This is a genomic window from Aliivibrio sp. 1S175 (genome assembly GCF_001690985.1).
GTDB lineage: Bacteria > Pseudomonadota > Gammaproteobacteria > Enterobacterales > Vibrionaceae > Aliivibrio.
Genome location: NZ_MAJS01000046.1, coordinates 272,984 through 298,420 on the forward strand (window position 1 = coordinate 272,984; position 25,437 = coordinate 298,420).

18 protein-coding genes and 1 pseudogene are annotated in these 25,437 nt (G+C 38.6%); 8 read left to right on the top strand and 11 right to left on the bottom strand.

The window, feature by feature from the left end:
* Positions 1-70 precede the first annotated feature (70 nt).
* Positions 71-1,648, bottom strand: coding sequence for a maltose/glucose-specific PTS transporter subunit IIBC (gene malX / locus A6E06_RS14230; RefSeq protein WP_065591084.1), 1,578 nt, complete (start codon positions 1,646-1,648; stop codon positions 71-73).
* Positions 1,649-1,897: 249 nt separating this feature from the next.
* Here malX and A6E06_RS14235 point away from each other — a divergent pair, with 249 nt between their 5' ends.
* The gene (locus A6E06_RS14235; protein ID WP_065591083.1) at positions 1,898-2,920 is read left to right on the top strand and encodes a Mal regulon transcriptional regulator MalI; all 1,023 of its coding nucleotides are present in this window, start codon (positions 1,898-1,900) and stop codon (positions 2,918-2,920) included.
* Positions 2,921-3,000: 80 nt separating this feature from the next.
* On the opposite strand, the gene A6E06_RS14240 is transcribed toward A6E06_RS14235, so the two are convergent.
* The 5 genes from A6E06_RS14240 to A6E06_RS14260 all read right to left on the bottom strand — a co-directional run bounded on the left by A6E06_RS14240 (position 3,001) and on the right by A6E06_RS14260 (position 8,379).
* Positions 3,001-3,867, bottom strand: a complete 867-nt coding sequence (locus A6E06_RS14240; protein WP_065591082.1) for a DMT family transporter — start codon at positions 3,865-3,867, stop codon at positions 3,001-3,003.
* A 182-nt stretch (positions 3,868-4,049) separates the two neighbouring features.
* Positions 4,050-5,303: a peptidase T gene (gene pepT, locus A6E06_RS14245; RefSeq protein ID WP_065591081.1), complete on the bottom strand. Its 1,254-nt coding sequence runs from the start codon at positions 5,301-5,303 to the stop codon at positions 4,050-4,052.
* Positions 5,304-5,366: 63 nt separating this feature from the next.
* Positions 5,367-6,728, bottom strand: a complete 1,362-nt coding sequence (gene dcuC / locus A6E06_RS14250; RefSeq protein ID WP_065591080.1) for a C4-dicarboxylate transporter DcuC — start codon at positions 6,726-6,728, stop codon at positions 5,367-5,369.
* A 133-nt stretch (positions 6,729-6,861) separates the two neighbouring features.
* Positions 6,862-7,713 (bottom strand): MurR/RpiR family transcriptional regulator, encoded by an 852-nt coding sequence (locus tag A6E06_RS14255; RefSeq protein ID WP_065591079.1) that lies wholly within the window; start codon positions 7,711-7,713, stop codon positions 6,862-6,864.
* 255 nt (positions 7,714-7,968) lie between these two features.
* The gene (locus A6E06_RS14260) at positions 7,969-8,379 is read right to left on the bottom strand and encodes a LysM domain-containing protein (protein WP_065591078.1); all 411 of its coding nucleotides are present in this window, start codon (positions 8,377-8,379) and stop codon (positions 7,969-7,971) included.
* Positions 8,380-8,986: 607 nt separating this feature from the next.
* On the opposite strand from A6E06_RS14260, the gene A6E06_RS14265 reads away from it, so the two are divergent.
* The 3 genes and pseudogenes from A6E06_RS14265 (at position 8,987) to A6E06_RS14270 (ending at position 11,788) form a co-directional block, all read left to right on the top strand.
* Complete coding sequence (locus A6E06_RS14265) at positions 8,987-9,733, top strand: HAD-IIB family hydrolase (protein ID WP_065591077.1); 747 nt, start codon at positions 8,987-8,989, stop codon at positions 9,731-9,733.
* A 27-nt stretch (positions 9,734-9,760) separates the two neighbouring features.
* Positions 9,761-9,891 (top strand): annotated as a pseudogene (locus A6E06_RS20145) (IS3 family transposase); the annotation flags it as partial.
* 562 nt (positions 9,892-10,453) lie between these two features.
* Positions 10,454-11,788: an amidohydrolase family protein gene (locus tag A6E06_RS14270; RefSeq protein ID WP_065591076.1), complete on the top strand. Its 1,335-nt coding sequence runs from the start codon at positions 10,454-10,456 to the stop codon at positions 11,786-11,788.
* 789 nt (positions 11,789-12,577) lie between these two features.
* On the opposite strand, the gene A6E06_RS14280 is transcribed toward A6E06_RS14270, so the two are convergent.
* The 5 genes from A6E06_RS14280 to aspT all read right to left on the bottom strand — a co-directional run bounded on the left by A6E06_RS14280 (position 12,578) and on the right by aspT (position 20,233).
* The gene (locus tag A6E06_RS14280; protein ID WP_065591074.1) at positions 12,578-14,668 is read right to left on the bottom strand and encodes a carboxylesterase family protein; all 2,091 of its coding nucleotides are present in this window, start codon (positions 14,666-14,668) and stop codon (positions 12,578-12,580) included.
* A gap of 165 nt (positions 14,669-14,833) precedes the next feature.
* Positions 14,834-16,009 (bottom strand): BamA/TamA family outer membrane protein, encoded by a 1,176-nt coding sequence (locus A6E06_RS14285; protein ID WP_065591073.1) that lies wholly within the window; start codon positions 16,007-16,009, stop codon positions 14,834-14,836.
* A gap of 230 nt (positions 16,010-16,239) precedes the next feature.
* Entirely contained in the window at positions 16,240-17,154 is a 915-nt protein-coding gene (locus A6E06_RS14290; RefSeq protein ID WP_065591318.1) for a LysR family transcriptional regulator, read from the bottom strand.
* 137 nt (positions 17,155-17,291) lie between these two features.
* A complete protein-coding gene (locus A6E06_RS14295; protein WP_065591072.1) occupies positions 17,292-18,476 on the bottom strand; it encodes a patatin-like phospholipase family protein in 1,185 nt (394 codons plus the stop codon).
* Positions 18,477-18,517: 41 nt separating this feature from the next.
* On the bottom strand, positions 18,518-20,233 hold the full coding sequence (gene aspT / locus A6E06_RS14300) for an aspartate-alanine antiporter (RefSeq protein ID WP_065591071.1): 1,716 nt from the start codon (positions 20,231-20,233) through the stop codon (positions 18,518-18,520).
* A gap of 396 nt (positions 20,234-20,629) precedes the next feature.
* Here aspT and A6E06_RS14305 point away from each other — a divergent pair, with 396 nt between their 5' ends.
* The 4 genes from A6E06_RS14305 to A6E06_RS14320 all read left to right on the top strand — a co-directional run bounded on the left by A6E06_RS14305 (position 20,630) and on the right by A6E06_RS14320 (position 24,889).
* Positions 20,630-20,842, top strand: a complete 213-nt coding sequence (locus A6E06_RS14305; RefSeq protein WP_083190343.1) for a DUF1656 domain-containing protein — start codon at positions 20,630-20,632, stop codon at positions 20,840-20,842.
* Positions 20,843-20,852: 10 nt separating this feature from the next.
* A complete protein-coding gene (locus A6E06_RS14310; RefSeq protein WP_065591070.1) occupies positions 20,853-21,731 on the top strand; it encodes an HlyD family secretion protein in 879 nt (292 codons plus the stop codon).
* A gap of 10 nt (positions 21,732-21,741) precedes the next feature.
* Positions 21,742-23,109, top strand: coding sequence for an FUSC family protein (locus tag A6E06_RS14315; RefSeq protein WP_065591069.1), 1,368 nt, complete (start codon positions 21,742-21,744; stop codon positions 23,107-23,109).
* A 133-nt stretch (positions 23,110-23,242) separates the two neighbouring features.
* Complete coding sequence (locus A6E06_RS14320; protein WP_255312100.1) at positions 23,243-24,889, top strand: porin family protein; 1,647 nt, start codon at positions 23,243-23,245, stop codon at positions 24,887-24,889.
* Positions 24,890-25,437: the final 548 nt, after the last annotated feature.

The following is a 25,437-nucleotide window of genomic DNA, read 5'->3' on the forward strand; positions in this document are numbered from 1 at the left end:
AAGTTCATATTTATGTGAACTAAAAAACAAAGAGTGTGAAAAAGGTGGAGAGAACCTCCACCTATAAAAATTAAGCTGTTGCTGACATTAAGGATTGCATTTCATTTTTTACAATATGAACTTGCGCACCAATAACAACCTGTAAGCTATGTTCATCAAGTTTAACGACACCAAGAGCGCCATACAGTTTTAGCTGAGCATCATCAACCAAACTCATGTCTTCAACCGTCATACGTAAACGTGTAATACAGTTGTCTAATGACGTGATATTTTCTGCACCACCTAGAGCGGCAAGTATAAGTTTTCCTTTACCACCAGCCGTTGCAATAATTGCTGCTTCTTCTTTAGACATCGCAATATCTTCTGCTTCACGGCCCGGAGTTTTAAGGTTGAACTTAAGAATCGCAAACTTAAACACAAAGTAATAAACCGCGAACCAAACACCTGCAACCACAGGAACTAAGTACCATTTAGTAGACAGACCTTGAAGCACACCAAAGACTAAGAAATCAATAATGTTGCCATCGGTATTACCAATAGTAACGTCTAGCATCCCCATGATCATGAAGCCAAAGCCAGTTAAAATTGCGTGGATAAAATACAAAACTGGCGCAACGAATAGGAACAAGAACTCAAGTGGTTCGGTGATACCACCAACAATACAAGCAACCACACCAGAAACTAATAACGCTTTAATCTTGCTGCGGTTTTCAACTTTAGCACAATGGTACATCGCTAAAGCAGCACCAGGAAGGCCACCTAAGAACGCAGGCATTTTACCTTGAGATAAGAAAGCAGTAACTGATGGAGTGAAGCCTTGAGTTTCAGAACAAGAAAGCTCTGAATAGAAAATGTTTAATGCACCAGACACCGTATCACCACACACTTCCATCGTACCGCCCGCTTCAGTAAAACGGATAAGCGCAACTAAAATATGATGAAGACCAATAGGTAAAAGTAGACGTTCGCTCATGCCAAATAAGAAAGGACCAAAATCACCTGCACCCGCAATTACATGACCAATACCATTAATACCTGCCGCAAAGTAAGGCCAAATAAAAGGAACCAATAAACCAACAACGCCTAACGTAATGGTTGAAATAATAGGAACAAAACGAGCACCACCAAAGAAAGCTAATGCATCAGGCATTTTAAATGTGTAGAAGCGAACATGCAGCTTAGCAACGATAATACCAACGATAACCGCCCCTAAAATACCCGTATCAATCGATTCGGTCCCTAAGATAGATTTCACACCGTAAGCTTCACGCAGTACTTCATTGTCAAGTACGCCGTTCACCGTTAGGTAGAAGTTAACCGCTAAATTTAATGCCGCGTAACCAACTAAACCCGAGAATGCAGCCACCCCTTTCTCTTCACGAGCAAGACCCATAGGAATCGCAATCGCAAACATGACAGGCAGATAAATAAACGCAACTAAACCAATTTTAGTCATCCATATAAATAAATACTGGAAGATTACATTATCAAAAAATGGCATTGCTTCTTTTAATGCCGCACTTGAAAAAGAACTCCCGATACCGAGTAAGATACCCGAGAATGCAAGCAAAGCAACAGGAACCATAAAGGTTTTCCCTAAGCTTTGTAAGAACTCCCATAACGTCGTTTTATTCGCTTTTTGCTGCATAAAATATCCTTAATTAATCACTTCAAATAAATATCATTAAGTAATTTAAACCTCTTCTATTGATTTAAATTTTCTCTTAATCTTGGTCAATACAATACACCTGACAAATTTTGGTAAAACGTTTTACCAACAATCTTGTGCGAGTGATCACGATCTTTTTCCATTAGATTGATAATTACGCTAGAATGGCGTCAATAAATGTGTTTAATTAGGTAAAACGTTTTATCTAATCGTGGTAAAAGAAGTGCTATGACTAACAAAAAAGCAAATATAAAGGATGTTGCAAAACGAGCGGGAGTCTCAGTAACAACCGTATCAATGGCACTGAGTGATAAAGGACGGATCTCACCTGAAACCATTCAAAAAGTAAATCAAGCGGTACAAGAACTCGGCTACATTAAAAATCGCACCGCTTCTAATTTAAGTTCAAAACAATCATTATTGATTGGCTTAATTTTAAGAGACATCAGTGACCCCTATTACGCTGAAATAGCAGCAGGATTAAGTGAAGTATTAGAAGAAAAAGGTTACATGCTTTTTCTTACCCAATCAGGCACAAATCAAGATAAGTTTGATCAATGTATTGAAACCATGGTGGCTCAAAATGTTGGTGGGATTGTATTTTGCCCTATCCGTGATATTGGCGTTCCGAATATTCAAAAAATACAAGATTTAAACTTACCAATAGTCTGTGTTGCTCGAGCCAAAGTAGGACAGCAGATTGACTTTGTTGGGCCCGATAATATGCAAGCTGCGAAAATTGCTACAGAGTATTTGATTAAACAAGGGCACCGTCAAATAGCTTACGTTGGCGGACAAAGTGATTCATTAAGTAGAGCCGAACGTTTAGGTGGTTATTGCAGCACACTAATGCAATTTGGCCTACCTTTTAAACCTGAATGGGTTGTTGAATGTGATAAAAGTCAAACTGCCGCCGCAGAAGCAGTAAATCAACTAATTAATAAAAATCCAAAAATAACAGCAATACTATGTCATTATTCATCAACCGCATTTGGTGCTGTTTATGGTGTTAATCGCTCTAATCGCACAGTGGGTAAAGATAATTACATTGGACAACAAGTCGCTATTATTGGATTTGATGACGTGCCCGAAGCTCAATTAATTCAACCGTCATTAACCTTTGTGTCTTCTCCTATTCGTGATATTGGTCGCCAGGCTGGACACCGGTTAATTCATCAAATACACAATAAAGATAGCACCCCACAAAGCCTGATTCTAAACCCAGAATTAATTGCTCGTGACTCTGCTTAATCAATAAAAAGGACAGTCACGCGCAACCAATAATAATGCTTGAGTTTATAATCTTATCGCTCAAGCATCTAATAGATGATTTAAAAAGTACGTCTAACTTGGCTAAAGCGATAAAAAACCAAAGACAGAAGCAATAAACCACAGCCAACCAGTTTATTCATTGGCATCGATTCATCATAAAACCAAACACTGAGTAGCATAGTCCAAATAGGTTCAAGTAACATTAAGATCGCAGCATTGGTTGGTGTTACCCACTTCTGTCCTATCGTTTGCAATAAATAGCGCAGACTGGTTGCAAGTAACACACTTAAGACGACCCACTTCCACGTAATTACACTCACCTCTTGTGGCCATGTTTCTGATAACAGTGATAACACGACACCCAAACAACCCACCGTAAATAATTGTAATGTCGTTAATAAAATCGTCGGTAAACTGGCTGAATACTTACTGTTAAAATTAAAATGAGTCGCAAGTCCTATTGCTGCACAGATAAACCATATTTGACTTGCCGATACATTCCACCCGTCATTCCATGCTAATAAGAACAGACCAGAAATAGCAATTGGCAAAGAGAACCAAAATGCTCGTGGTGGCCTAGAACCAAACAGTGGCCAAGCAAGTAAAGGGACAAATAACATAGAGAGGCTCATAATAAATGCCCCTTCACCCAATGTGTCGCTGATCGAAATAGCATGGATCCAACAAAATAAGGCTGAAGAAAGTAATACGCCAACCCCCATTGAACGAAGACAATCTTGCCACAAGGCTTTTTTCAAGGCACTGAAGCAAAACGGCAATAAACACAATGATGCCAAAATAAAACGAATACCAATAAAAGCAAATGGAGGTAACTCTTGAATTGCTTCTTTTGAAAACACCCATCCAGCGCCAGCTAAAAGAGTGGTTATAATTAAAACAGGTTCTGCACGAAGTTTAGTTAGCATAAAGACACTTAATAGTGATGAAGACAGAAAATGGTGGGTATTTTAATACGCATCAAGCGAGACATACAGATTTATAAACTAATTTATCACTTACTCATAATAAAAAAGAGCATATTGATATTATCAACATGCTCTTTACTACATTATTCACCCACAATCGTTACACCGTCACTAATGACTTGTTATTTATGCCCTTCTGCCGTGATCTTTATAACGTCGATCACCACATTACTTGCCGCCTTTAATGAGTTAACTGGGAGGTATTCATAGATAGAATGGAAATTATGCGCCCCAGTAAATATGTTCGGACACGGCAATCCTTTCTGTGACAAAACCGCACCATCATAACCACCACGCATAGGCACCGCCTTCATCGTAATGCCATTTCGCTCATACGCTTCTTTGGCGATAGCAATAGGGAAACTCGCATCCCCTTCCAAACTGTTTGCTACATTCTCATAGCGATCACTTAGGTTGATAGAGATACTTGACTCACCCCATAATTTCGCAAAACTGTCTGACAGATTTTGTAAAAATGTCATGCGACCACGATAACCATCTTTATAGAAATCGCGCACATCCATTTTTAGTACCGTTTTAGCACTGTTGCCAGATAACTCTTTCACCCAATAATAGCCTTCACGATCTTCAGTATATTGAGGCGCTTCACCACCAGGAACCATACTAATGAATTGATGAGCCATTAATAACGAGTTCTTTAGCTTCCCTTTTGCAGACATTGGGTGTGCAGATTGCCCAGTAAACGTAATGATTGCATCACCGGCATTCCAGTTTTCATGAACAAACTCACCAATACCACAACAATCAAGCGTGTACCCAAAATCAGCACCGAAGCTTTCTACATCAAACGCTTTAGCTCCTCGCAGGCCCTGCTCTTCATCAGGAACAAAAGCGACTTTCACCGTACCATGAGGAATATCAGGATTCGCCTTTAACACTTGCAATGCATTCATGATTGCAGCAATCGCGGCTTTATCATCAGCACCCAATAAGCTTGTTCCATCCGTTACAATAATATCATCGCCAATGTAATCCGCTAATTCTGGAAACTCAGCGTCTTTTAAGAAGATATTTGATCCTGCATTTAGGCAAATATCACCGCCTTGATAATTCACAATGTGTGCTTTTGTATCATTGCTTTGCTCTGCACTCGTATCTAAATGCGCAAAGAAAGAAACCGTCGGAATAGGTTTTGACTCTTCGCTTGTTTCTATATTCGCAGGCAACGTCGCCGTCAATATTGCGGTATCACGCAGGACGACGTCTTCCATTCCTAAAGCGGTCAGTTCTTTTGCTAATAATTGAGCAAGAACCATTTGTCCATCAGAAGAAGGCATAATGCCTGCCGCGCCTTTCTCTCTGCTCGTTGTTGTATTAATGCGTGTGTAACTTAAAAAACGGTCAATAATATCCATAGGAAACTCCAATGCTTTATTCATTTTCAATAAATGTTCGATAAAATACGATGTGCTCAGCTATCACACTAAAATCTGTGAACAAATTAATACGGTAACCAAACCACCCGTCATAGGAATAATGGTTCGTTTTGCTAGCTCAATGGGAGATACGTTTGCCACACCCGCACAGGCAATAACTACACCTGCAACTGGAGAAGCTGAACGCATTAACCCTGCCGCTAATTGCATAGGAAGCGCAACATGAGCTGCGGCGGTTCCTACTTGAGCGGCGACTTCAGGCGCTAAGTTTGAGAAACTAAAGAATGAGGCGTTACCAGAGCCAGACAACATTGTGACAAGAACAATGATAACCACAAGAACAAGAACCATGGCTAAATACCCTAATCCCATATTTGATGCAGAGTCGAGTAATAAAGCAATAAAACCAATTGTTGTTAAACCGGTAACGAATACTTGTGCCGAGATAATTAAACTTACCACGCCAGTAAATACGTTACCCATGCCTTCTAAATACACTTTTAAAGAAGCCGCAACTTCCTTACCGTTACGGGTATAAAGATAATCACACACCATTGCGATAAACAGAGAGATAAACATCGCTGTCACTACGTCCATACGAACCGATGTCACCGCAAATTTACTGAAGGTTAATAGAAGTAATAATGGTAATACTGGTAAAATAGCGAACCATTTAGGGGCTTTGCGTTGTTCTTTTGCATCAAGATTGAACTCGTGAGTAACGCCTTTCTCTTCGTCTTTTTTGTCAAAGTAACGCTGACAAACATAATGCAGAGTAGCAATCACCGCCATCGCAGCCATTGCGACAGGAAGTTGGTAACTTGCAAAATACGTCGCGACATCAATGCCAGAAACTTCAGCCGCTTTGTTTGCTGCAGAAGACGCAGGACCTAAATCCAAACAACCCGTTGTTGCAACAACCGCCGCCGCCGCCGCCGGGTTGCAACCAACACCAACAAGCACTGGGTACATAGCGATAAGTAGTAACAGAGCTAACCCTGTTGCACTTGGAATAAAGATATTGATTAATTGGCCAATAATGTAGGCGAATGCCAACACTAAATATGGGTTTTTAATATAAGAAAGCGGTTTAGTCGCAATTTGCACCATCGCATTTGCCGCACCAATGTGACCCATGTATTTAGAGAAACCACCAACCGCCATGATGATAAGACCTAGCTTCGCAAGGGTTGATGATGAAATAACTTTTATGACTTCAAAAAAATCAACAATGATCGACCCTGTTGGTGTACCACCTTTAGGTAAAAAATCGGTTATCCCATTAAGAACACCCAAACCTATCATTAATAAACCAGAAAGAAATAGTACCGCCTGAGTATTATATTTCTTTATAATAAAATACCCTACGCCTAATATTATTGGTAACGCTAAAAAAGCAATCATAACAAACCTCATTATATTATAAATATAGAAAACCGTACTCATTTAAATAAATGAGCATTAATTAAAAAATTATATCGATTCACTCCTATTAATTAATAACAGTGAATTTCGTGTATATTATTTCATTGTGTCTTTATTTATCAAAAATACTAAACTCGTCAAATAACCCTTCGATACGCTTAAAGCGATCGTTTTTTTCTTTTTGTTTCGATAAGCCTTTAATAAAAGCCTCAATTAATGCAAAACCTGAGGCTCTGTTATTAAAGAAGCCATCACTTGCACTCTCGACAGAAAACTGGATATCACAATAAGCTACAAAAGGGTTTACAGGCTGATCAGTAACTAAAATAATTCGCCCACCAAATTGATGAAACCATTTAACTAAACGTATCGTTATGGTTGAGAATCGATGATAAGAAATAGCAAATAAAATGTCGTCTTTACTCACATCTACCAGTTGATGAGGTAATGTTGAAATATCAGCTTTTAGCCACACCACATCTTTACGTAAGTACCTTGCTAGTAAGTAAAAATAATTTGCTAATGCCTCTGATGACGCACTTCCAATAACATATAACTTACCTTTAGGGTTTTGCATATATTCAATAGCAAGATCAAAGTCAGACTCAGAGATCATCGAGAAGGTTTTAGTCATATTAGACATGACTTCATCGTAATGATTTTTTAATACATTATTTTTATTATCAGTAGGTTGAAGTTTTTCATAGCGCTCTACAGGTGTCGTAAGTGTTAATGCTAGATCATCAGCGACGTGCTTTTTAAACTCTAAAAAGCCACTAAAACCTAAATGCTGCAAAAATCGTCCTAATGTCGCCTTCCCTACACCTATTTGCTTACATAGCTCATCAATCTTGGCAAATGGCAGCATAGTATAATGCTTCATAAAATACTGAGTAATTCGCTTTTCTGCTTCAGTAAGCGCACCCAGTCCATTTACCGTATTTATGAAGTCTTTTTTATTCATGGGGATTATTTCCCAAATATGTAATCTATGGGATATATTTCCACTAATCTAATGATACTTTCAAGGGAATTAATTTTTCCCATACTTATTTTGTGACAAACACACACAAAAAGTAAGGAATTAACATCTTGTTAAAATAACCACTGTAAATAACAACAATTAAAGACACCCAGTTTTACCCAAAAAAAAGGCCACTACAGTAGTGGCCTCTCAATCATATTCTTGAATACACTCTAGAATAAGTGAATATTTATATTACTTAATATTAAGCACATCACCAATAAGCAAACGTTTAGGGTTTTCTATTTGAGGATTTAATTTAAGTAAATCATCTAATGAAATCCCTTGTTCTTTTGCGATACTGTATAGAGTGTCATCTTGTTTGATAGTGTAGTACATGCCCGCATTATCAGCATCTTGTTGTGCTTGTGCTGCTAATTCACCTTGTACGGCATCTAAATTACGAATAACTTGGTAAATTTCACCGTCAATGTCTTTTTGTTTCTGTAGTTCAGCTTCTAAAGTACTGACTTTTGATTCTAATGTGTTTATCTGGTCAGTTTGATTTTTTTGTTGAGCAATAAGTTCATCATTTGATGCACAGCCAGTAAGAACTAATGCAGACATTAGCGACGCTATTAGAAGAACATTCTTTTTCTGTTTCATACTTTTCCCACCACTTCATCTTTTTGATAAAAAACCATGACTATTGTCTTAAAAATAGAATGTATGCACAAGTAATAATCAATTTTATCATTCGATTTTGATTGTTTAGTGCCATTTAACCATAATACTTAATGGCAATATTATCAATTTCACCTTTTGGATTATCTAAACTCGATTCAAAATGACATTATTAGCTAAATCAGGAAGTCTTTCATAAACCTTGATGGTAGATTTATCACGGATTTAAAATTTCATTTAGTATGCCCGCCAAAAATCCCAGAAAAATAACTAGATCTTAAACAAAGATGCAGATAATCAAACCTCTAACTAATTTGTTCAGCTGCGCTGTCCGGGATCATAAATCAAATTAATTCTGAATCCTTAGCTGATAATAAAGACCCATTTTATTTTCATCACTTATCTGTGATCTTATATACCCTTTACACAAAGTTCAGTATACACACGGACACTTTCAGGTAAAACTAAACACATTGTTATCCAATACAAAGCGGTTAAGATAAATTAATCTATTAACGCAGAAATATCTCTTCTACACACGTTTAAAAACAGCACGTTTTTTCTCGACACCAACATATAGGTAACCACCATGATAAAAATGCTCGTTTGTGATTTCGATGGTACCATTAATGGCGGATCGTCACTGGGCGTAGACCAGTTTTCAGCATATCTAAATACACAACCCGATCTACAATTTATTATTGCTACTGGTAGAACGCTACCTTCGATTAAAGAAGGGCTGACAATGCATAACTACCCAAAACCGCAGTGTATTATTAGCGATATTGGTACGCATATTAATTATGACTATGATTTAATTGCAGATGAATATTGGCAGCGCCAATTGCAAGCAAGATGGAATAAATCAGAAGTACAAGCCGCTTTGCAAGACATCACGTTTTTAGGAGAATGTAATGCATCGCACCAAGGTGATTATAAGATCACTTTTGAGGGAAAACTTGACCACAAGCAATACTCAGCGATCTCGATGGCACTTGCACAACAATCGATTGATGTAGACATCACCTATTCCCATGATTGGTTTCTTGATATCACCCCAAAGGGTATAAACAAAGCCAGTGCCATTCATTACATCATGCAAAAATACAATCTGACTGCAAAAGAAATTTGTGTCGCTGGAGATTCGGCCAATGATACCACCATGCTGACCATGCCAGGAATTAATGCCATTTTAGTCGCAAATCATTATCACGAAGTCGCTCATTTGTCTGCACTCAATCACGTATATACAAGCAATGCTTCCCATGCAGAAGGTGTATTAGAGGGGCTAATATACTGGCAAGATATTGCAACGAAAAATAGTATTTGTAAGTAAGCTTAAAAGTACATAATGACATACTAGAAAAGCTATGGCTCTGTTGATATCAGACTCACTGAACAATTCGTATTAATAAATAAACTCAGACGGAGCCACAGTATAAATACCCTTTGTAAGTTTTTTAATATTCATCAGAGTAGCTTAAGTATTGGAAGGAAATACCAAAAAAAAAACATTAGAGCAAAAGAAAAGCAGTTAGGATGACTATAAAAATTCACGGAAAATAAAAAACTAAGCTGTTGATAAAAAATGAATTACAGACACAAGAAATCCCACGCTAGGTGGGCTTTTTTATATAATGTGGTGCTGTTTAGATAACCCTGCTACAGAGCAATTTTTTGGCCGCGTAAAGAATATATCCGTTACTACAACCACGCTCGACTTCATACAACTACAACGTTCGGAAAATTAACCATACCCCCCCCAAATAACCTAGCTAACTCATCGGCATACAGATATAAAAATAATAAACGCAAACATTTGAAGGATGTGATCATACAAATGCGATTATAAAAAAACTGCAATCCCCCCTACTCTACTCCTACAAAAAAATGGTAAGCAAGCAAAATGACTGAATATAAATATTCAGTCTATCTTTCACACCGAACGATATTTCATCAAATTGAAATGAAATCCCCACCGCCTTGTGCAAATGAAACGTTAAATATTTAACCATTCACTCATGAATAAATTTTTACAATAAAATCAGGTATTTATATGTTAAAGAAATTAATTACACCAATTACACTCGTCACATTTTCTCTATTAGCGAGTAATGCCATTGCAAGTGTAGAACAACCACACCGTTATCTTATCAAAAACGTGAATGTTTATGATGGTAGCGACAAGTTAGTTCCAAACCAAGATGTACTTGTAGAAGGAAATCTCATAAAGCAAGTTTCTGAAAATATTACGACAACAAAAGATATAGAAATAATTGATGGCGAAAACAAGACCCTAAGCCCTGGATTTATAGCTACTCATGAGCATCTCACGGCTCAGATGTCTTTTGGGCAATTAGCGACGTCTGACTCTCGATTTATAGGTTATGTTGCTACCGATACAGTAAATACCTACCTAATGAATGGCTACACTGCAGTACGAGACGTAGCAGGAAATACGTTTTCTTTAAAGAAAGCAATAGACCAAGGTTACGTAACGGGACCAAGAATCTATCCATCAGGACCAATGATTAGCCAAACAGCAGGCCACTCGGATCACCGTTTTGATGCTGATGGTTCCAATGTTCGCGGGAATGGTACTTGGGATACGATGGCTCGTAATTACGATATGGTCGTTGTGGATGGTGTACCTGAGATGCTTAAAGCCGTTAGAGAAAATTTAAGAAGAGGTGCTACACAAATTAAGATTGCTGTAGGCGGAGGAACTGGCTCTATTTCTGATCCACTCGATGTTGTTGAATTTAGACCAGAAGAGATTAAAGCAGCAACTGATGCGACAGGTGATTGGGGAACATATGTTCTATCACATGTCTATAACAATAGAGGTATTCGCCGTGCCATTGACAATGGCGTAAAAAGTATTGAGCATGCAAACCTTATCGATGAGAAAACATTGCGCTACATGAAGAAAAATGACGTGTGGTTATCTCCTCAAGTAAGTGTTTATACTTTCATTCCTAAAGGTTACACCGAAGAACAGGCAGATAAACATCGTGAAGCATATGCTGGCCTTGATAATTTATTCACTATAGCTAAAAAGATAGGCTATGAAAAAATCTCATTTGGTACTGATATTATTACAGACCCTGAAGCAATTAGAACAATGAATAATGAATTTGTTCATCGTACAAAATGGTTTTCTAATGCAGAGGTTATGCAACAAGCAACGTCTAACTCTGCTGCATTACTCGCTCTATCAGGTAAACGTAACCCATACCCACATCCAATGGGTGTAATTAAAGAAGGGGCATACGCAGATTTATTATTAATCGATGGTAACCCACTTGAAGATATTACAATTCTTACCAACCCGACAGATAACCTTAAATTGATCATGAAAGACGGTGTAATATACAAAAATACACTTTAAATAATACATTCGAGTGCATGGATGCACACGATACTTTAAAATAACGAGCACTTACCTAGGCGACTTCACTTTAATCACTTGTATTGCTAAATATCACTATTTTGTGTTGTTTACTTGCAAGATAAGATCAAAGAATATCTCAATAGTCAAAGCTATTCCCTCATTTTAACTCACACATCATTCCAGCTCGTATCTCCAGTAATATACAGCCACTTACATGTATTAATAGAGTTATCCATACAAGCATACTTCCATCGCTCAGCACTGTCTGAATGGCCAGTAAGCATGATTTATAACGTTTCTCATCTAGCAACAAGTCGTCATCAGCAACGTCAATGCTCTTCGTTTCCACAACAAAAATCTTAGTTATATCACTGGTTTTATAGCCCTAAACAGCGCTTAGACCTAGAGGTTTGTTTGCATAGTCAAAAACGAGAGTAATAGGTAAAAGTGTTGGAATGATTATTTTTGTCGTAATGGGTCGGAAATAAAGCCTAATGAGTAGTTGATAATATAGTTGTAACTTAGATGACAGGTTAGCTAAGTATCAAGTCAAAATAAACGAAGCTAAAAATCAAAATCGGCCAACATAAAGAATGTTGGCCGACTTGCCATATTGTTGAGATTATTCGCTACCTTGTAATACCCATCTGGATAAGTAATTGGTCATAGAATTGCGCAGGAAAATTCATTTATAACAAGGAGTCAATTGCAATTAACTAGTTATTCTAACTACAAAATTGACAAAGAAGTTAGAAAGGAATTTAACCAGCAAGAATGACCAAGTATTTATTTAGATTGGTATAAGTAAGGTATTAATAGCTTTTCATCTTCAAGCCCATTTAATAGGCCATTGCGTAATTTAGGGTCAATTCCCGATTGAGTCGCACTGTCCCAATCATATTGCATCATAATTTTGCCTGTGCTTTCAATCACCATCACACTGTCTAATGCTTCGCTATATTGGTAGTTATCGAACAGTTGGTCACTAAACCAAACACGCGATAATTTATTCATGAGTGTTTTATCTTGGTCACTAGGGTGAACACTCATACCATCTAATTTAAACGCTTTATTAAACACGAAAGGCAACTCTGAACCATGGCAAGCACCACTAATACAGCTAATGGATTTAAGTAAATCTGTAATACCAAGGTTTATTTCATTGTCAAAGCTCCAAACATTAAAGCTCGGGCGATAATTAAAATGATAAAAGCTCACCGGGACATTATTATCGTCACTCTGTTTTGCTTTCAACCTTGCAGGTCCTGCAAACACAATTGCATTCACTAATGACTTAAATTGCGACATATTATCGCCAGCACCACCGAGGGTACTTTCCGAATTAGGGTAAAAGTCGGTTAACGCTAATAATTCATTATTAGTTTCGCTGTTGCCTAACCCTAAAAATAATTTACTGACGGCTTCATAAGCACTGCTCGGCAAGTCGCCTAATAGATCCTCAATGGCCAGTTTAGTACTCGCATCTTGCACGGTTAATGCAGATAGCTCATCCTGTAAACGCTCAACATTGTCCTCTTGTGCTAACCACTGTTGCAGTGTACTGACCTGTAGAGATTGAGATGCTAACGCATCGTTATTGATAGCATCTTCACTGATTAATTCAATCAATGTCGGAATTAAAAAGGTTAACATTGGCAACATACTGACGGTATTGGCTTCATCGGCATTCACACCGAGTACGGTTGGAATAGTCAATGCCGTTTCCATCGGTTGTGTGGTCACATGTAAACCTTCGTTGGCACTGCCAAACAGCGGTTTATAATATTCTACATAAGGTGCAAAGGGCATTAACGTCGCGATAGGTGTTATCTCATTCGAGATTTTGCTGATAACGCAGGTTGCGCCATAGTCGATTTTATCAGTATCAATGCAATCAAGTCCTGTCCATGCACCAATACGCTCGATTGGATCAAGTACTTTGCTTTGTAATTGCATAATTTCATCAACTGACAAGCTATCGAGCGCTTCAGTCGCAAATAACTCACTACTGTAGTCATTTATTTTGCTGGCCATTTTTTTAGCTTGCCCATAGTTTTGATAATCAAAGCCATACGGATTACTTTGCATGATAGCGCGTTGTATGTAACTCCCCGATACCACATCATCCCCTTCGGTTTGTTGTAATATACCAATTGACATTGCGCCGGCCCCTTGGCCCATCACGGTGACATTAGCTGGATTGCCACCAAACTCAGTGATATGTTGGTTAATCCACTCTAGTGCCCTTTTTTGATCACCAATGGCAAAGTTGCCACCTTCAGGTTGTTCGGTCCATAAACTCCCCAATATACCCAGACGGTAGTTTATGCTCACCATTAAAAAAGGGTTGCCATCATCAATGCCTTGTGCGACGACGGTATCACCCTGCGTGATTGCATCTGATGCGCTACCCTGCTCAAAATCGCCACCATGAATAAAAACATACACAGGTAAATGATCACCGGAATAAGTACCTTCTGGTCGCCAAATATTTAAGTTTAGGCAATCTTCCGATTGCACTTGCTGCGTTGAGACGACCTGTGGACACGCATCACCAAATTTTGTGGCATTAATATTTCCCGCTAATTCACTGGTAACACTATGTGCAAAGCGATCTGCACTCGCATAGTTAACACCTTTAAAGGTTTCAATCGCCACTAAGCTTTCATCACCCGTTTGAGTCGTGATAACGACAGATTCCTGTAATGCTCGTAATGTCGCATGCTCGAATTCTATCGTAATTTGTTGTGGCGGTAAGGGTAACAGCGGTAAGGGCTCAGAGGGAATAACGGTCGTTTCCTCTTCGCTATTACAAGCAGAGAGTACCACTGACACACTAAGGGCCAATAAAGAGTGCTGTATTAAAGTCTTAGTCATGATAATAGTTATTCCATAGTAATGATGAGCCTAATGTTGATAGGCTCATCATAAAGAGAGATAAGAAATAACAACAATCGCTTTTGATGGATCACGCCCTCCTTACAACCTTCACCCGCATTCTCACGCCAATAGTATCGCATCTAGAGTATCGATACGGTGAGATTAAAAGCCACTACCAAGATTAAAGTACAACGCCTGCTCTTCATCACTAAAAGCCACATCAACACCAATATGTAGCCCATAACGGCGCGCTATTTGATAACGAAATCCAGCACCATAGGCATCAACACGATCCTCTTTAGCTGACTCAAAACGGTTTTCTGTGTGGGTCATACCTACACCATAGAAACCAGATACCGTCCAACGATGATCAATGTCATAGGTTACTTGTGACTGTAAAGTGACGACGTTATCCCCTTGAAAACGGTAGGAAGACACCCCACGTAATTTCACGTAAGGCTGCGCCGTGGGTGAAACAAAACTATCTTCACTGTTAAAAGCCTGATAGTTACCTGCAAAAGCTAATGTCCAATCCTGTGCAATGGGTATGTACCCTTCACCATTAAGCACCAAGTTTTGATAATTTGAATCACTGCCAATATTTTCGTCATAGACCATATATTCAAGACCGACAGCATGCCCCTCGGTCGGAAAGAAAATATTATTTCGCGTATCATAGTCGGCGGTGACACCAATGCCAGAGGTAAGAGAATCGTTTCCCAAGGTAAGTCCCATTAGTTTATCAACCCATTTCTTATCTGAATGTACCGAGCTCTTCATTGCGACTTGTTTTATGCCTAGCATTAAAGGTGTACGTGCGATCCTAAATTGTAGTTTTTGCAACATACCAATACCCTTTGTTTCTGTACCGAACTGCAACGTTTGTCTAGCCCCTCCCAATGAGAACTCTTTATATATTGCTAAATTAGCCTGACCTAAGCCGATGCCACCGGTATAACGAATGGAATCGCTTAGCCAAGAATGCCGGTGTCCAGCAAAGGCAAGCCACGTACCATTTTGGGTTCCCGCAGCCCCCACCAGTGTAATAGCAGCGGGCATTAGCTGGGCCCCACCATCGAGGGAGTTCATCGCGAGTGTTTTACGCTTCTCTTTTTCTTCTTCTGTTTCATGCATAAACATCCCCATCAACCCACCACCGATACCAACCGCAGGCTCTGTTATCAAAATAGGAACAGGTAAAAAACCAAAACTATTCTCAGCAATATAATGCCCCATATCAAAGCGCAAATCCGTTGGGTCTGAAAATGAAGCGTAAGTGGGTGCATTCCATGCCAGCGTTAGCACAGCAAGGGAGTTTAATAACGTATTTTTTCTCATTGAGCACTCTTTAAAAGTAAGTGTTAATGCAATACATGAGCGACACTTAGTAAAAAAGAGGCTCAATCATGAATAACACTGATTTTAAAGGAGCGAGAGAAAAAGCTTAACTCACAGAAAGAGGACTGAACCCTACCAATCATGCAAAGGTAGTGGAGTAAGGAGTATAAAAAACGATAATAAAAAGAAAGCAATAAATATACCTGTATTTATTGCTTTGAAGGTGCGGATTAATGAGGGTTTTGAATGGTGTCCAAATGTGCAATGTAGCGCTCAATTGCTTCTACAATCGAATTTTTAATCGTTTTAATCTGTTTTGAGTGTGGGCACCATAATGCGATACCAAACTTTACCCCTCTTTTCATTTCATCCGCAAACAGTGGCTCCACGTCACTCGCGGTGTATTCTGATTCGGTAAGGACTTTAGGCAATAACGCCCAGCCCAATCCTTCTTGTACTAATTTGATGACCAGAGTAAGTTGATCGATGACTTCATGGTTAGGCGAAAAGACTATTTTCTCGCTTAGTCCCTCATCAATAAATGACTTTAATACAAATTGACGCGATGTTTTCAACGCAGCAAATACCTCATCCGCTGGTAGTTCAGCCAAGTCAGATCCCTTTTTCACAAAAGGTAGAAACTCCAAATTGCCCAAAAAAGTGGCATCAAAGCTATGCATAGCACTACTTTCATGGATATTCACCAAACCAAAATGATAAATATTATCCATGATCCCCTGCTTTATCTCGGCTTTATTTCGCACTAAAAAGTTAACGCGCATCATGGGAAAATCATTCGCAAGTTGAATACGTATTTGAGATAGCATGCGTTGGGGCAAAATACTCGGGTAGGCTATGGTAATATTTTCTAACCCACCATAGGATAAACTCAATGCTGCTTTATCGAAAACACGTGCCTGCTCTATGGTTTGTCTCGCATAGTGATACAAAAATTTACCGTCGTCTGTTACGTTAACAGTACGGCCAACACGTTCAAAAAGTTCGACAGCTAATTGGTCTTCTAAATTAGTGATAACTTGACCAATCGTTGTGCGGTGCTTATTTAATTTAACCGCAGCTTTACTGAAAGAAAGCTGTTCATATACAGCAACAAAAGCTTGAAGTTGTTCGAGGCTAAACTGCATATTCTCATGTTCTTTTAATATAAAGTTATACATCAAAGTATATCATTAAGAATCTAAAAAACTAGTTCACTTATCCAGCGTGTACATTGTTCACTTATCAATGCACCGCATTCATTCTGCGAACGTTGAATGACTGATTAGCGTGGGTATATGCTCTGAGAGCCTTCTTTCCATACATTACCCCTGATTGCTTTCGCATAACCATACTCATACAAGGCATTCATATAGTGTAAATCGAACATATCCTGAGTCGATTTTTTTCCTTGAAAATCCTCTTCTATTTGAGTAAAAAAGAGATCTAGATGTTCTACTTCACTAAAATATAACATCCTATATAAATCACCCATACTTTGCTGAACCACCATTGAATCGACACTTCTTTTTAACAGTTCAACACCTTTATCTTGCGTTGAATGGTATCGCGCAGTAAAGACACCATTACGTATCACATCTACCCTAGGCGTGGTCGTTAATCCCAATGCAATATTGATTTTACTGTAATCAAGATGGCCTGGCTTAAAGAAAACTTGTGCCGACATACCACCATCAACATGCAACTCTTCGAATGTATCACCTTGATAATTCACATCAATAAATTGCGGTGGAAACACCCCTGGAATAGATGCACTTGCCGTCAGAACTTGATGAATCAAGTGTACTTTATTAGGGAGGTCGCTTTGTGCAATGGCACCGATATTCCAAATAACTAATTCATCAGAATCAAAATGCGATGTGCCAATAAATAAACGTCGACCTGCACGGTGTTCTACAGCCATTTTTTCAATTATTTGCTCAGTATAAACCTGCTCAATAAAACGGAACATATCATTACCGTCGCTGAATGCATCCTTAATCAAGGCATTTATAATATTGCCACTACCAAGCACCATACTGTCATCCATTCCTAAAGTGACGGCTTTTAAGTGAGATATTTCATCTCCCCCTATAAATACAAATGGCGCCATCAATGCCCCTGCACTGATACCCGTTACTACCGTGTATTCATTGAGCCGGCCACTATCATGCAAGCCATTTATAATGCCCGCGCCATACGCACCATTAGCACCGCCACCCGATAACGCTAAAATATTAAACCTATCCCCTTTGACCTTTAACGGGGTCGAGTTATCTTCCTTAGATAGTAAAAAATCGACACCTCCATCTGGCCATATTCGAAACGGTTCTGCTTTCTTGTCTTGTTGAGTCTCAATAGAGACCGCTCTGTAATTTTCTTTTGTCACACGTTTTTCAAGTGTATGCGTAGAACTACACGCCGTTAGCAATAGCGCTAAAATAGTAATGCCATAATGTTTACTTTCCATAAATTTCTCTTTTTATGCCCAATAACTAATAAAGTAGCTCGTTACATAGTCGCATTAACAGTAATAACAGCGACGATAATAGGCCCTAATAATGTGAGTAAAATGGTGGACACCGCATAGGTAGCGGTGAATGAAAATACCGGTGTTGCATTACCGGCTTTTTCCATCAGAGCAGCAAAACCAGGATTTGCACTGCGTCCACCGACGATACAACCTAATGCTTCGATTGGGTTTTTAATGTTCAATACATAATATGAGAAGAAGAAAGAGAGAATTTGTGGAATAAGCGTAACCATAGCCCCTAAAAACAACAGTGAGGTACCATGCGCTTTGATGCTAGCAAGTGCTTGAGGGCCGGCTTCAAGACCAACAATACCTACAAACATAGCAAGGCCAAAATCACGAATGAAGTTAGATGCCACCATCGGAAATGCACCAATGTTGAAATGGTGGTGGCGAAGCCATCCGAGCACTAAGCCGACTATCAAACACCCAGGGCCCGTGCCTATCGAGACGGGAATGCCTGCAATACTAAAATTAATAAGACCAATGAATAACCCTAACGACATCCCTAAACCAAAGATAAAAAAATCGGTGGTCAAAGCGGAATCCAACCGTTTACCAATGTTTTTTTCAACACGGTTAATATCTTCAGCTGAGCCCGTTAACGCGATAACATCATTTTTTTTAAAAATTAAGTGCGGGGAAACTTCAACAGGCGTGCCTTCGCGTAAGTAATCCGTGATGTAAATACCACGGTAAGTACCTTCATTAGAAAAATCTTTTATTTGCTGTAGTGATTGTCCAATAAATTGACGATGACTAGCAATTAACTGGCGAGTCTCTTCTATACCCACAAACCCCTCAGGGATAGCGACTTCACTTCCAAATATATTATCTTCTAATTGGTACACCGCATCTTGATGACCGGTGATGATAATCACATCACCCTTCTCAAGACGTTGGCGACCATCACTTACTGGCACTTTGCCAACACGTTCAATCAATTCAATACGTACATCAATAGTAGGTTTGTTAATTTCATCGAGTGACTTACCAAGTGCAATACTTTTTGAATTCACTTCGTAAGCACGCGAAACCAAATTAATGACGGCATTAACCTCACCTGGTGCAAGCTCTGCTTTACCGTTCGACACTTTACCAGCAAGCTTAATTGCTTCAGCACGGATATCCCATTTCATGAAAGCCGGAATAATCCAAGTCACCATAAAAATAGGGCCCAATGCACCAAACACATAAGTGACCGCATAACCGACCGCCATATGAGTTTGCATCAACTGCTTTGCCTCTGTAGTTAACCCGTCAAGCTGACTTATCGCATCGCCCGCAGTACCAATGATGGCAGATTGGCTTAGCCCACCAGCGGCAAGTCCAGCAGCGGTGCCTTGATCAAGATCAAATAACCAAGCAACCGCAATAACACACACTAAACCAGTGACTGTCATGACAACCGCTGACAGGAGAATATTGATGGTTTTAACATTGAAAGCGTTAAAGAAATGTGCACCTCCTTGATACCCCACCGCATAAATAAACAGTGCAAAGAAGAGGCTTTTCATACCAGGATCGAAACTGACACCAAATTGCCCAATAATCACGCCTATTAATAATGTGCCCGCAACCCCACCAAGAACAAAGCGCCCAATGGTAATTTTGCCGACTAAGTAGCCGAGTGAAAGCGTAATAAATAGTGCAATAAAGGGGGACACACTAAATAGTTGATGAACAATATCCATAGTTTTATCACTTCAAAATTTTAATTAATCTTTTATTCACAACAAAATGGCGACGGAAAAGTACGTTTTGTCACGCCTCTTAACTTAATCATTTCATCAAGTTACCTTAAAAAATGGGACTAAATAGTATTAACCCATCATCAGAAAGTAACGCCATCATAGTGGGATAAAGCAATAATCATAAATCACATATGATGGATCGAACCCTCATTGCAATAAGCAAATTAACTATCAGTTTCATACTTTGTAAAATATTTGATGAAATGAAGTACAGAAAAGAACAACACTCCCTTAAGTATCTATCAAGGCTTGATGGATAAGATCCATCATAAGCGATTTCCGACATCGCTTATCCTTCTATATTGTGACGGCACAATAATGACTAGGTAAAATATAGTGACTAACTCTATCCCCCACGAACTCATATTTGGTGAGATTTATATCCCCCCCTTATTACTGGTGGTCGCGTTAGCTTACCTGCTGACCAGTATTGTTAGTGCAATTAGTGTCAGGTTTGATTTCTACAAATATATTGCCGTTCCTGCGATTGCAGAATTGAGTTTACTTATTATTTTCACAGGCCTCATTGGCCGCTTAATTATTATTTAAAGGACAAAAAATGCGCAGACGTTACTTAAACACATTCATTCTTGTTTTACTCGCAGGGGGATCGTTGTACTCCTTCTATCAAAACGACAACATCAATCCCTGGACTCGGGATGCACAAGTACGCGCGTCAATTGTAAAAATAACCCCGCGTGTTACAGGTCAAGTATCAGCCATCCATATCGATGACAATTCACACGTAAAACAAGGCGAATTATTATTTGAAATTGATGACAGAATGTATAGAGCAAATTTAAACCAAGCCATCGCAGCTGTAAATCAAACCAACGCATTGGTCGCTAAGGCTAAAAATGAACAAACAAGAGCAGTACGCTTAGAAAAATTAACACCCGGAGCAGTACCAGCATTAACACTCAATAACTTAGCAGTTGCCGTAGAAACAGCTACAGCAAACCGAGATGCAGCCACCGCAAATCAACAAGCCGTCGAATTAAACTTAGATTTTACAAAAGTGTATGCACCTGTAGATGGCTACATTACTAATTTAAATTTACGTATTGGTGCTCAAGTCATCGCAAATCAACCCGTTGTTGCTTTAATTGATGAGAATAGTTTTTGGATTGAAGGCTTCTTTAAAGAAAATGATCTACAGGGGGTTGCTGCGAATGATAAAGCGTATGTGACGCTGTTGATGAACGACAAATACACACTATCTGGTAAGGTTCTCAGCATTGGTTTTGGTATTGCTAAACTAGATGGAAGCACAGGCAACGACCTGCTTCCGACTGTAAATCCAAACTTTCAATGGATCCGTTTAGCACAGAGAATCCCAGTAAAAATCAAACTCAATAATGTGCCCAAAGAGATCCAATTACGTGTTGGTATGACGGCGTCAGTGCAAATTACCAAACAACAAAAAACGTTTAATTAAGGCTATCATTATGTTGCATCAATCGACTAAAGAAGCAATTAAGGTTGGGTTAGCAGTCGCACTGTCCATTACAGCTGCATTTTGGTTGGGGTGGGATAAAGCCTATTGGGCAGTTATTACCGTGTTTATGATAGCAGCAACAGAGAGTTATTCTCATGCAATAGCTAAAAGCAGAAACCGTATTCTCGGCACTTTAGTGGGTAGTGTTTATGCGATATTCTTGCTAGGCAGTTTTGCACAAAATTATATTTTATTTATTACTTTCTACACTCTTTTTTTGGCGTTTTGTGTTTTTATGTCGTCACACAAAAAGTTTGGATATGCCTTTACCATGGCATTTACAGTAAATGTTATCGTCGCTTGTTCTGGAGGATTTAATGGCGATTATTCCTTTAGTTTAGCAATATTACGCATTCAAGAAACACTGCTTGGCGTGCTTTCCTACAGTTTTATTTTCCGTTTTATCTGGCCAATAAAGACCGAAGATATCTTTTTTGACCTATTTTCAAGCGTTACTCACAAGATAAAAAAGACAATAGCACTTCAAGGCAATAATTCTGAAGAACAAGACACTTTGGTAGTAGATCAAAACCCTGAACTCTTAGAGCAATTACAAAAGTTACATGAAATGTTAAATCTTCCTTTGCTCGATAGCCCAAGGCTTGCGCATGAAAGAAAGTATTGGAGATTCTCACTTAATAGCATAGAAAAACTTAATTCATTATTGCAGGATAAAACACAAGGTAAAAATATAGATGAATCAGATCTTGATAAAGGCGTATCCTTATTTTCAGAAAGCTTGCTATCTCCCAAAAGTAGTTACACTGAACTACAGCAATGGTACACCTATGAAAACAAGAAGGATCATGTAACATTAAATGTGCAAAACCACTTTAATATACCGTTAAGACAACGTCTAAAGAATGTGTTTAAAGCAGTAAGCGTTCTCGTGACATGTTTAATCATGTGGATATATTTCCCAATACCGGGTGGCTATATTATGCCATTGATTGCCTCTATTTATGCGAATGTATTGGCAGAACATTCAAATAAGGTTGTCAATCTTTCTGCGTTAGCCATGGTAGCTGGATGTATAATATTTACTGCACAATATGTATTCTTGATGCCTACACTCACTGAAATATGGCAACTTGCAGGGCTCTACGCACTTAACGCCTTTTTTATATGGAAAGGCTGTAGCACACCATCATTAGCACCACTTCGATTATTAGGTGGTAACTTCCTCGTGATATTAACCATGGGGGCACTGCAACTCACCCCAAGTTACCAAGTTGAAAGCTCTTTACTTATGATCCCACTATTTTATATTTGTTTAGCAGTGACCTACTTTTACAACAAACTCTATCAAGTAAACTAATCAGCACCTGTTTAAATAATTGAGGATGCCATCCATCATAAGCGATTAACCCAATCCCCTTTTTCTCAATAAAATTCACTCATTACATAAATCAAAGACGTTATTAAGATTGACTAAGTGAGTGAAATAAAAAATGAAAAACTTTACCGCACAAATAAAGAAAGGAGTTAAACCGTCAGTTCATATTGGGTTCCTATTGGTCATCGCAATGTTTAATCATGCGATGGCGGCTTCAGTCACAGAGGGCGAGGCTATTTTTATACAGCACGGTATTAATGACGATATCCCAAGGCTTGGCTTAAGCTCTTTAACCAAAGGAGAGCAATTAGTTGAGCATGTCAATCGTCGCATTCAAGTAGGCAATGAAGTACGTGAATCAGAGATATTTATTATTCAAACGACAGATACGAAAGGTAATATAAATTTACGCATTAAGTATGATGAAGCTAAGCTTGCTGAAAGTGAAGATGTCATCACCGAAATTGAAAAGATTACCCGTACTGAATATCAACTGCGCGATTACGCACAAAGCTATGACCCTACTTCGGTCGAAGCCAAAAAGCTTGATGCAGAGCATACTGAAATCAGTTTCAATTATTCTAAATATGGACTACCGCAAGAGATCGCTTATTTTCGTTTTATGAATGTAAAGATCATCGTAAAAGATAAACAGCCGGTCAGCATGGTAATCAGTAACTCACAACCATTTAAATATGGCGATTATAACGTTGACCATTATCAGCAAAAAATAACCTTCAAAACATTGCAAACAGGCAAAATAATCACGGAAAAAAAACACATTGAGGCCAAAGGAAAATTTAAGCGAACATCAGATTTTACGTTAGCAATGACAATAACACCTATCTCTTATTATGATGAAGATGGTGAAATCAACGTACTTAATGAAGCTTATTTAAAGCAAGTATCTGACCCTCGAATGCGAGACAAACAAGTCACTGTGCATGATTTCTTCCCGATAATGGGTGATATGGTGCGTCGTAAAGGGATTGATATTCCTAAAGCTTATGGTATTTCAATCGCCTCTCGTAGCCAAAATATGAATTTTGGATTTACAGACTTTAATGTCATGGGGGCAGACTTAAATGCCATATTTAATGCAGCGGGTTCAACTGCGTCGGTGACCGCAGAAAGTTTAACAGTGCGTGGCGACCTTAATATTCTACCGTTTTGGAATGTCTATGCGTTACTTGGAAAAATTAATGTTGATGCAAATATCGATGCCCAATATACCGGATCTATTGGCCAAGGTATTAAAGACAAACTTAACGATAAATTGACTGGATTAGGGGATGCTTTTTGCGATGAAATTTCAGCCTTGTGTAATCAAACAAAAATCGGAGTACCGATTCATCTCGAGTATGATGTGTTAGGGCTTGGCACTACCCTTTCCGTCGGTTATCAAGAATACTTTGCATCCGTCTCCGCCACATATTCTCAAACGAGACTAAAAGGCACGAATACTTGGGGTGATGGCATTTTATCAATCCAACCCATGTTAGGGTATCAACTAGTTAATTACCGTACACAATTATTCATTGGTGCAGAGTACCAAGGCTTAAAACCGCGATTTACAGGTGAGCTGGAAGGCATCGACATTAACGGTGAAACCTTTTCTTATGATGTGGGTGTAAACCTTAATAAATGGGCATTTCTAGTGGGTTTCAACAAACAAATTGGCAAAAGTTACAATGCGACTTTACTGCTGAATAAAGGTGAAACACGAAGCTCTGCCACCTTAAATTTAGGCTACCGTTTCTAATACTCTATTATTACGAATTAAGCTCGGAACCATTATAAACTGATTTTTTAGTACTCTTTAAAAGGAGGGGAAACGATTAAAAGAATGTTTCCCAAAATGCAGGTATTAGTCTAAATCCGATAAACAGAATATTTAAAAATAAAGAGAACGTTTTATCAACTTTGTAGACAAATTTCTTGAATAAACTGAGGGGATAATAATTGAAAAGTATAAAACCCTCAGTTTTAAGCTCTTCAACGCGTAGCGATTTAATCATAAAAATAGCCAGCCCTTTATCTAATCTTTATTAAAATAACACCTCAGAAATCCTTATTCTGTCGTTATAAAAAACATTCATCAATGAACAATTAGCTACCAGTATATATCACCGAATTAATAAGCCCTCCCACATAATAACACTCATAACAAACAACGAAAAACTAGTGTATTCATCAACCTAAAACAGCATAAATCCTTTAGTTGTAAGTATCTGAGATAGCGCTCGACTGTGCCTCAGATGGCTGATTCAAATAGGTTATAACCCCAACCTATTTGAAGGGTTAGATCCT

What these genes read in the sequence shown, in the direction of transcription:
- malX (WP_065591084.1), bottom strand. Translation starts at nt 1,648, where the DNA reads ATGCAGCAAAAAGCGAATAAAACGACGTTATGGGAGTTCTTACAAAGC.
- A6E06_RS14235 (WP_065591083.1), top strand. Translation starts at nt 1,898, where the DNA reads ATGACTAACAAAAAAGCAAATATAAAGGATGTTGCAAAACGAGCGGGA.
- A6E06_RS14240 (WP_065591082.1), bottom strand. Translation starts at nt 3,867, where the DNA reads ATGCTAACTAAACTTCGTGCAGAACCTGTTTTAATTATAACCACTCTT.
- pepT (WP_065591081.1), bottom strand. Translation starts at nt 5,303, where the DNA reads ATGGATATTATTGACCGTTTTTTAAGTTACACACGCATTAATACAACA.
- dcuC (WP_065591080.1), bottom strand. Translation starts at nt 6,728, where the DNA reads ATGATTGCTTTTTTAGCGTTACCAATAATATTAGGCGTAGGGTATTTT.
- A6E06_RS14255 (WP_065591079.1), bottom strand. Translation starts at nt 7,713, where the DNA reads ATGAATAAAAAAGACTTCATAAATACGGTAAATGGACTGGGTGCGCTT.
- A6E06_RS14260 (WP_065591078.1), bottom strand. Translation starts at nt 8,379, where the DNA reads ATGAAACAGAAAAAGAATGTTCTTCTAATAGCGTCGCTAATGTCTGCA.
- A6E06_RS14265 (WP_065591077.1), top strand. Translation starts at nt 8,987, where the DNA reads ATGATAAAAATGCTCGTTTGTGATTTCGATGGTACCATTAATGGCGGA.
- A6E06_RS14270 (WP_065591076.1), top strand. Translation starts at nt 10,454, where the DNA reads ATGTTAAAGAAATTAATTACACCAATTACACTCGTCACATTTTCTCTA.
- A6E06_RS14280 (WP_065591074.1), bottom strand. Translation starts at nt 14,668, where the DNA reads ATGACTAAGACTTTAATACAGCACTCTTTATTGGCCCTTAGTGTGTCA.
- A6E06_RS14285 (WP_065591073.1), bottom strand. Translation starts at nt 16,009, where the DNA reads ATGAGAAAAAATACGTTATTAAACTCCCTTGCTGTGCTAACGCTGGCA.
- A6E06_RS14290 (WP_065591318.1), bottom strand. Translation starts at nt 17,154, where the DNA reads ATGCAGTTTAGCCTCGAACAACTTCAAGCTTTTGTTGCTGTATATGAA.
- A6E06_RS14295 (WP_065591072.1), bottom strand. Translation starts at nt 18,476, where the DNA reads ATGGAAAGTAAACATTATGGCATTACTATTTTAGCGCTATTGCTAACG.
- aspT (WP_065591071.1), bottom strand. Translation starts at nt 20,233, where the DNA reads ATGGATATTGTTCATCAACTATTTAGTGTGTCCCCCTTTATTGCACTA.
- A6E06_RS14310 (WP_065591070.1), top strand. Translation starts at nt 20,853, where the DNA reads ATGCGCAGACGTTACTTAAACACATTCATTCTTGTTTTACTCGCAGGG.
- A6E06_RS14315 (WP_065591069.1), top strand. Translation starts at nt 21,742, where the DNA reads ATGTTGCATCAATCGACTAAAGAAGCAATTAAGGTTGGGTTAGCAGTC.
- A6E06_RS14320 (WP_255312100.1), top strand. Translation starts at nt 23,243, where the DNA reads ATGAAAAACTTTACCGCACAAATAAAGAAAGGAGTTAAACCGTCAGTT.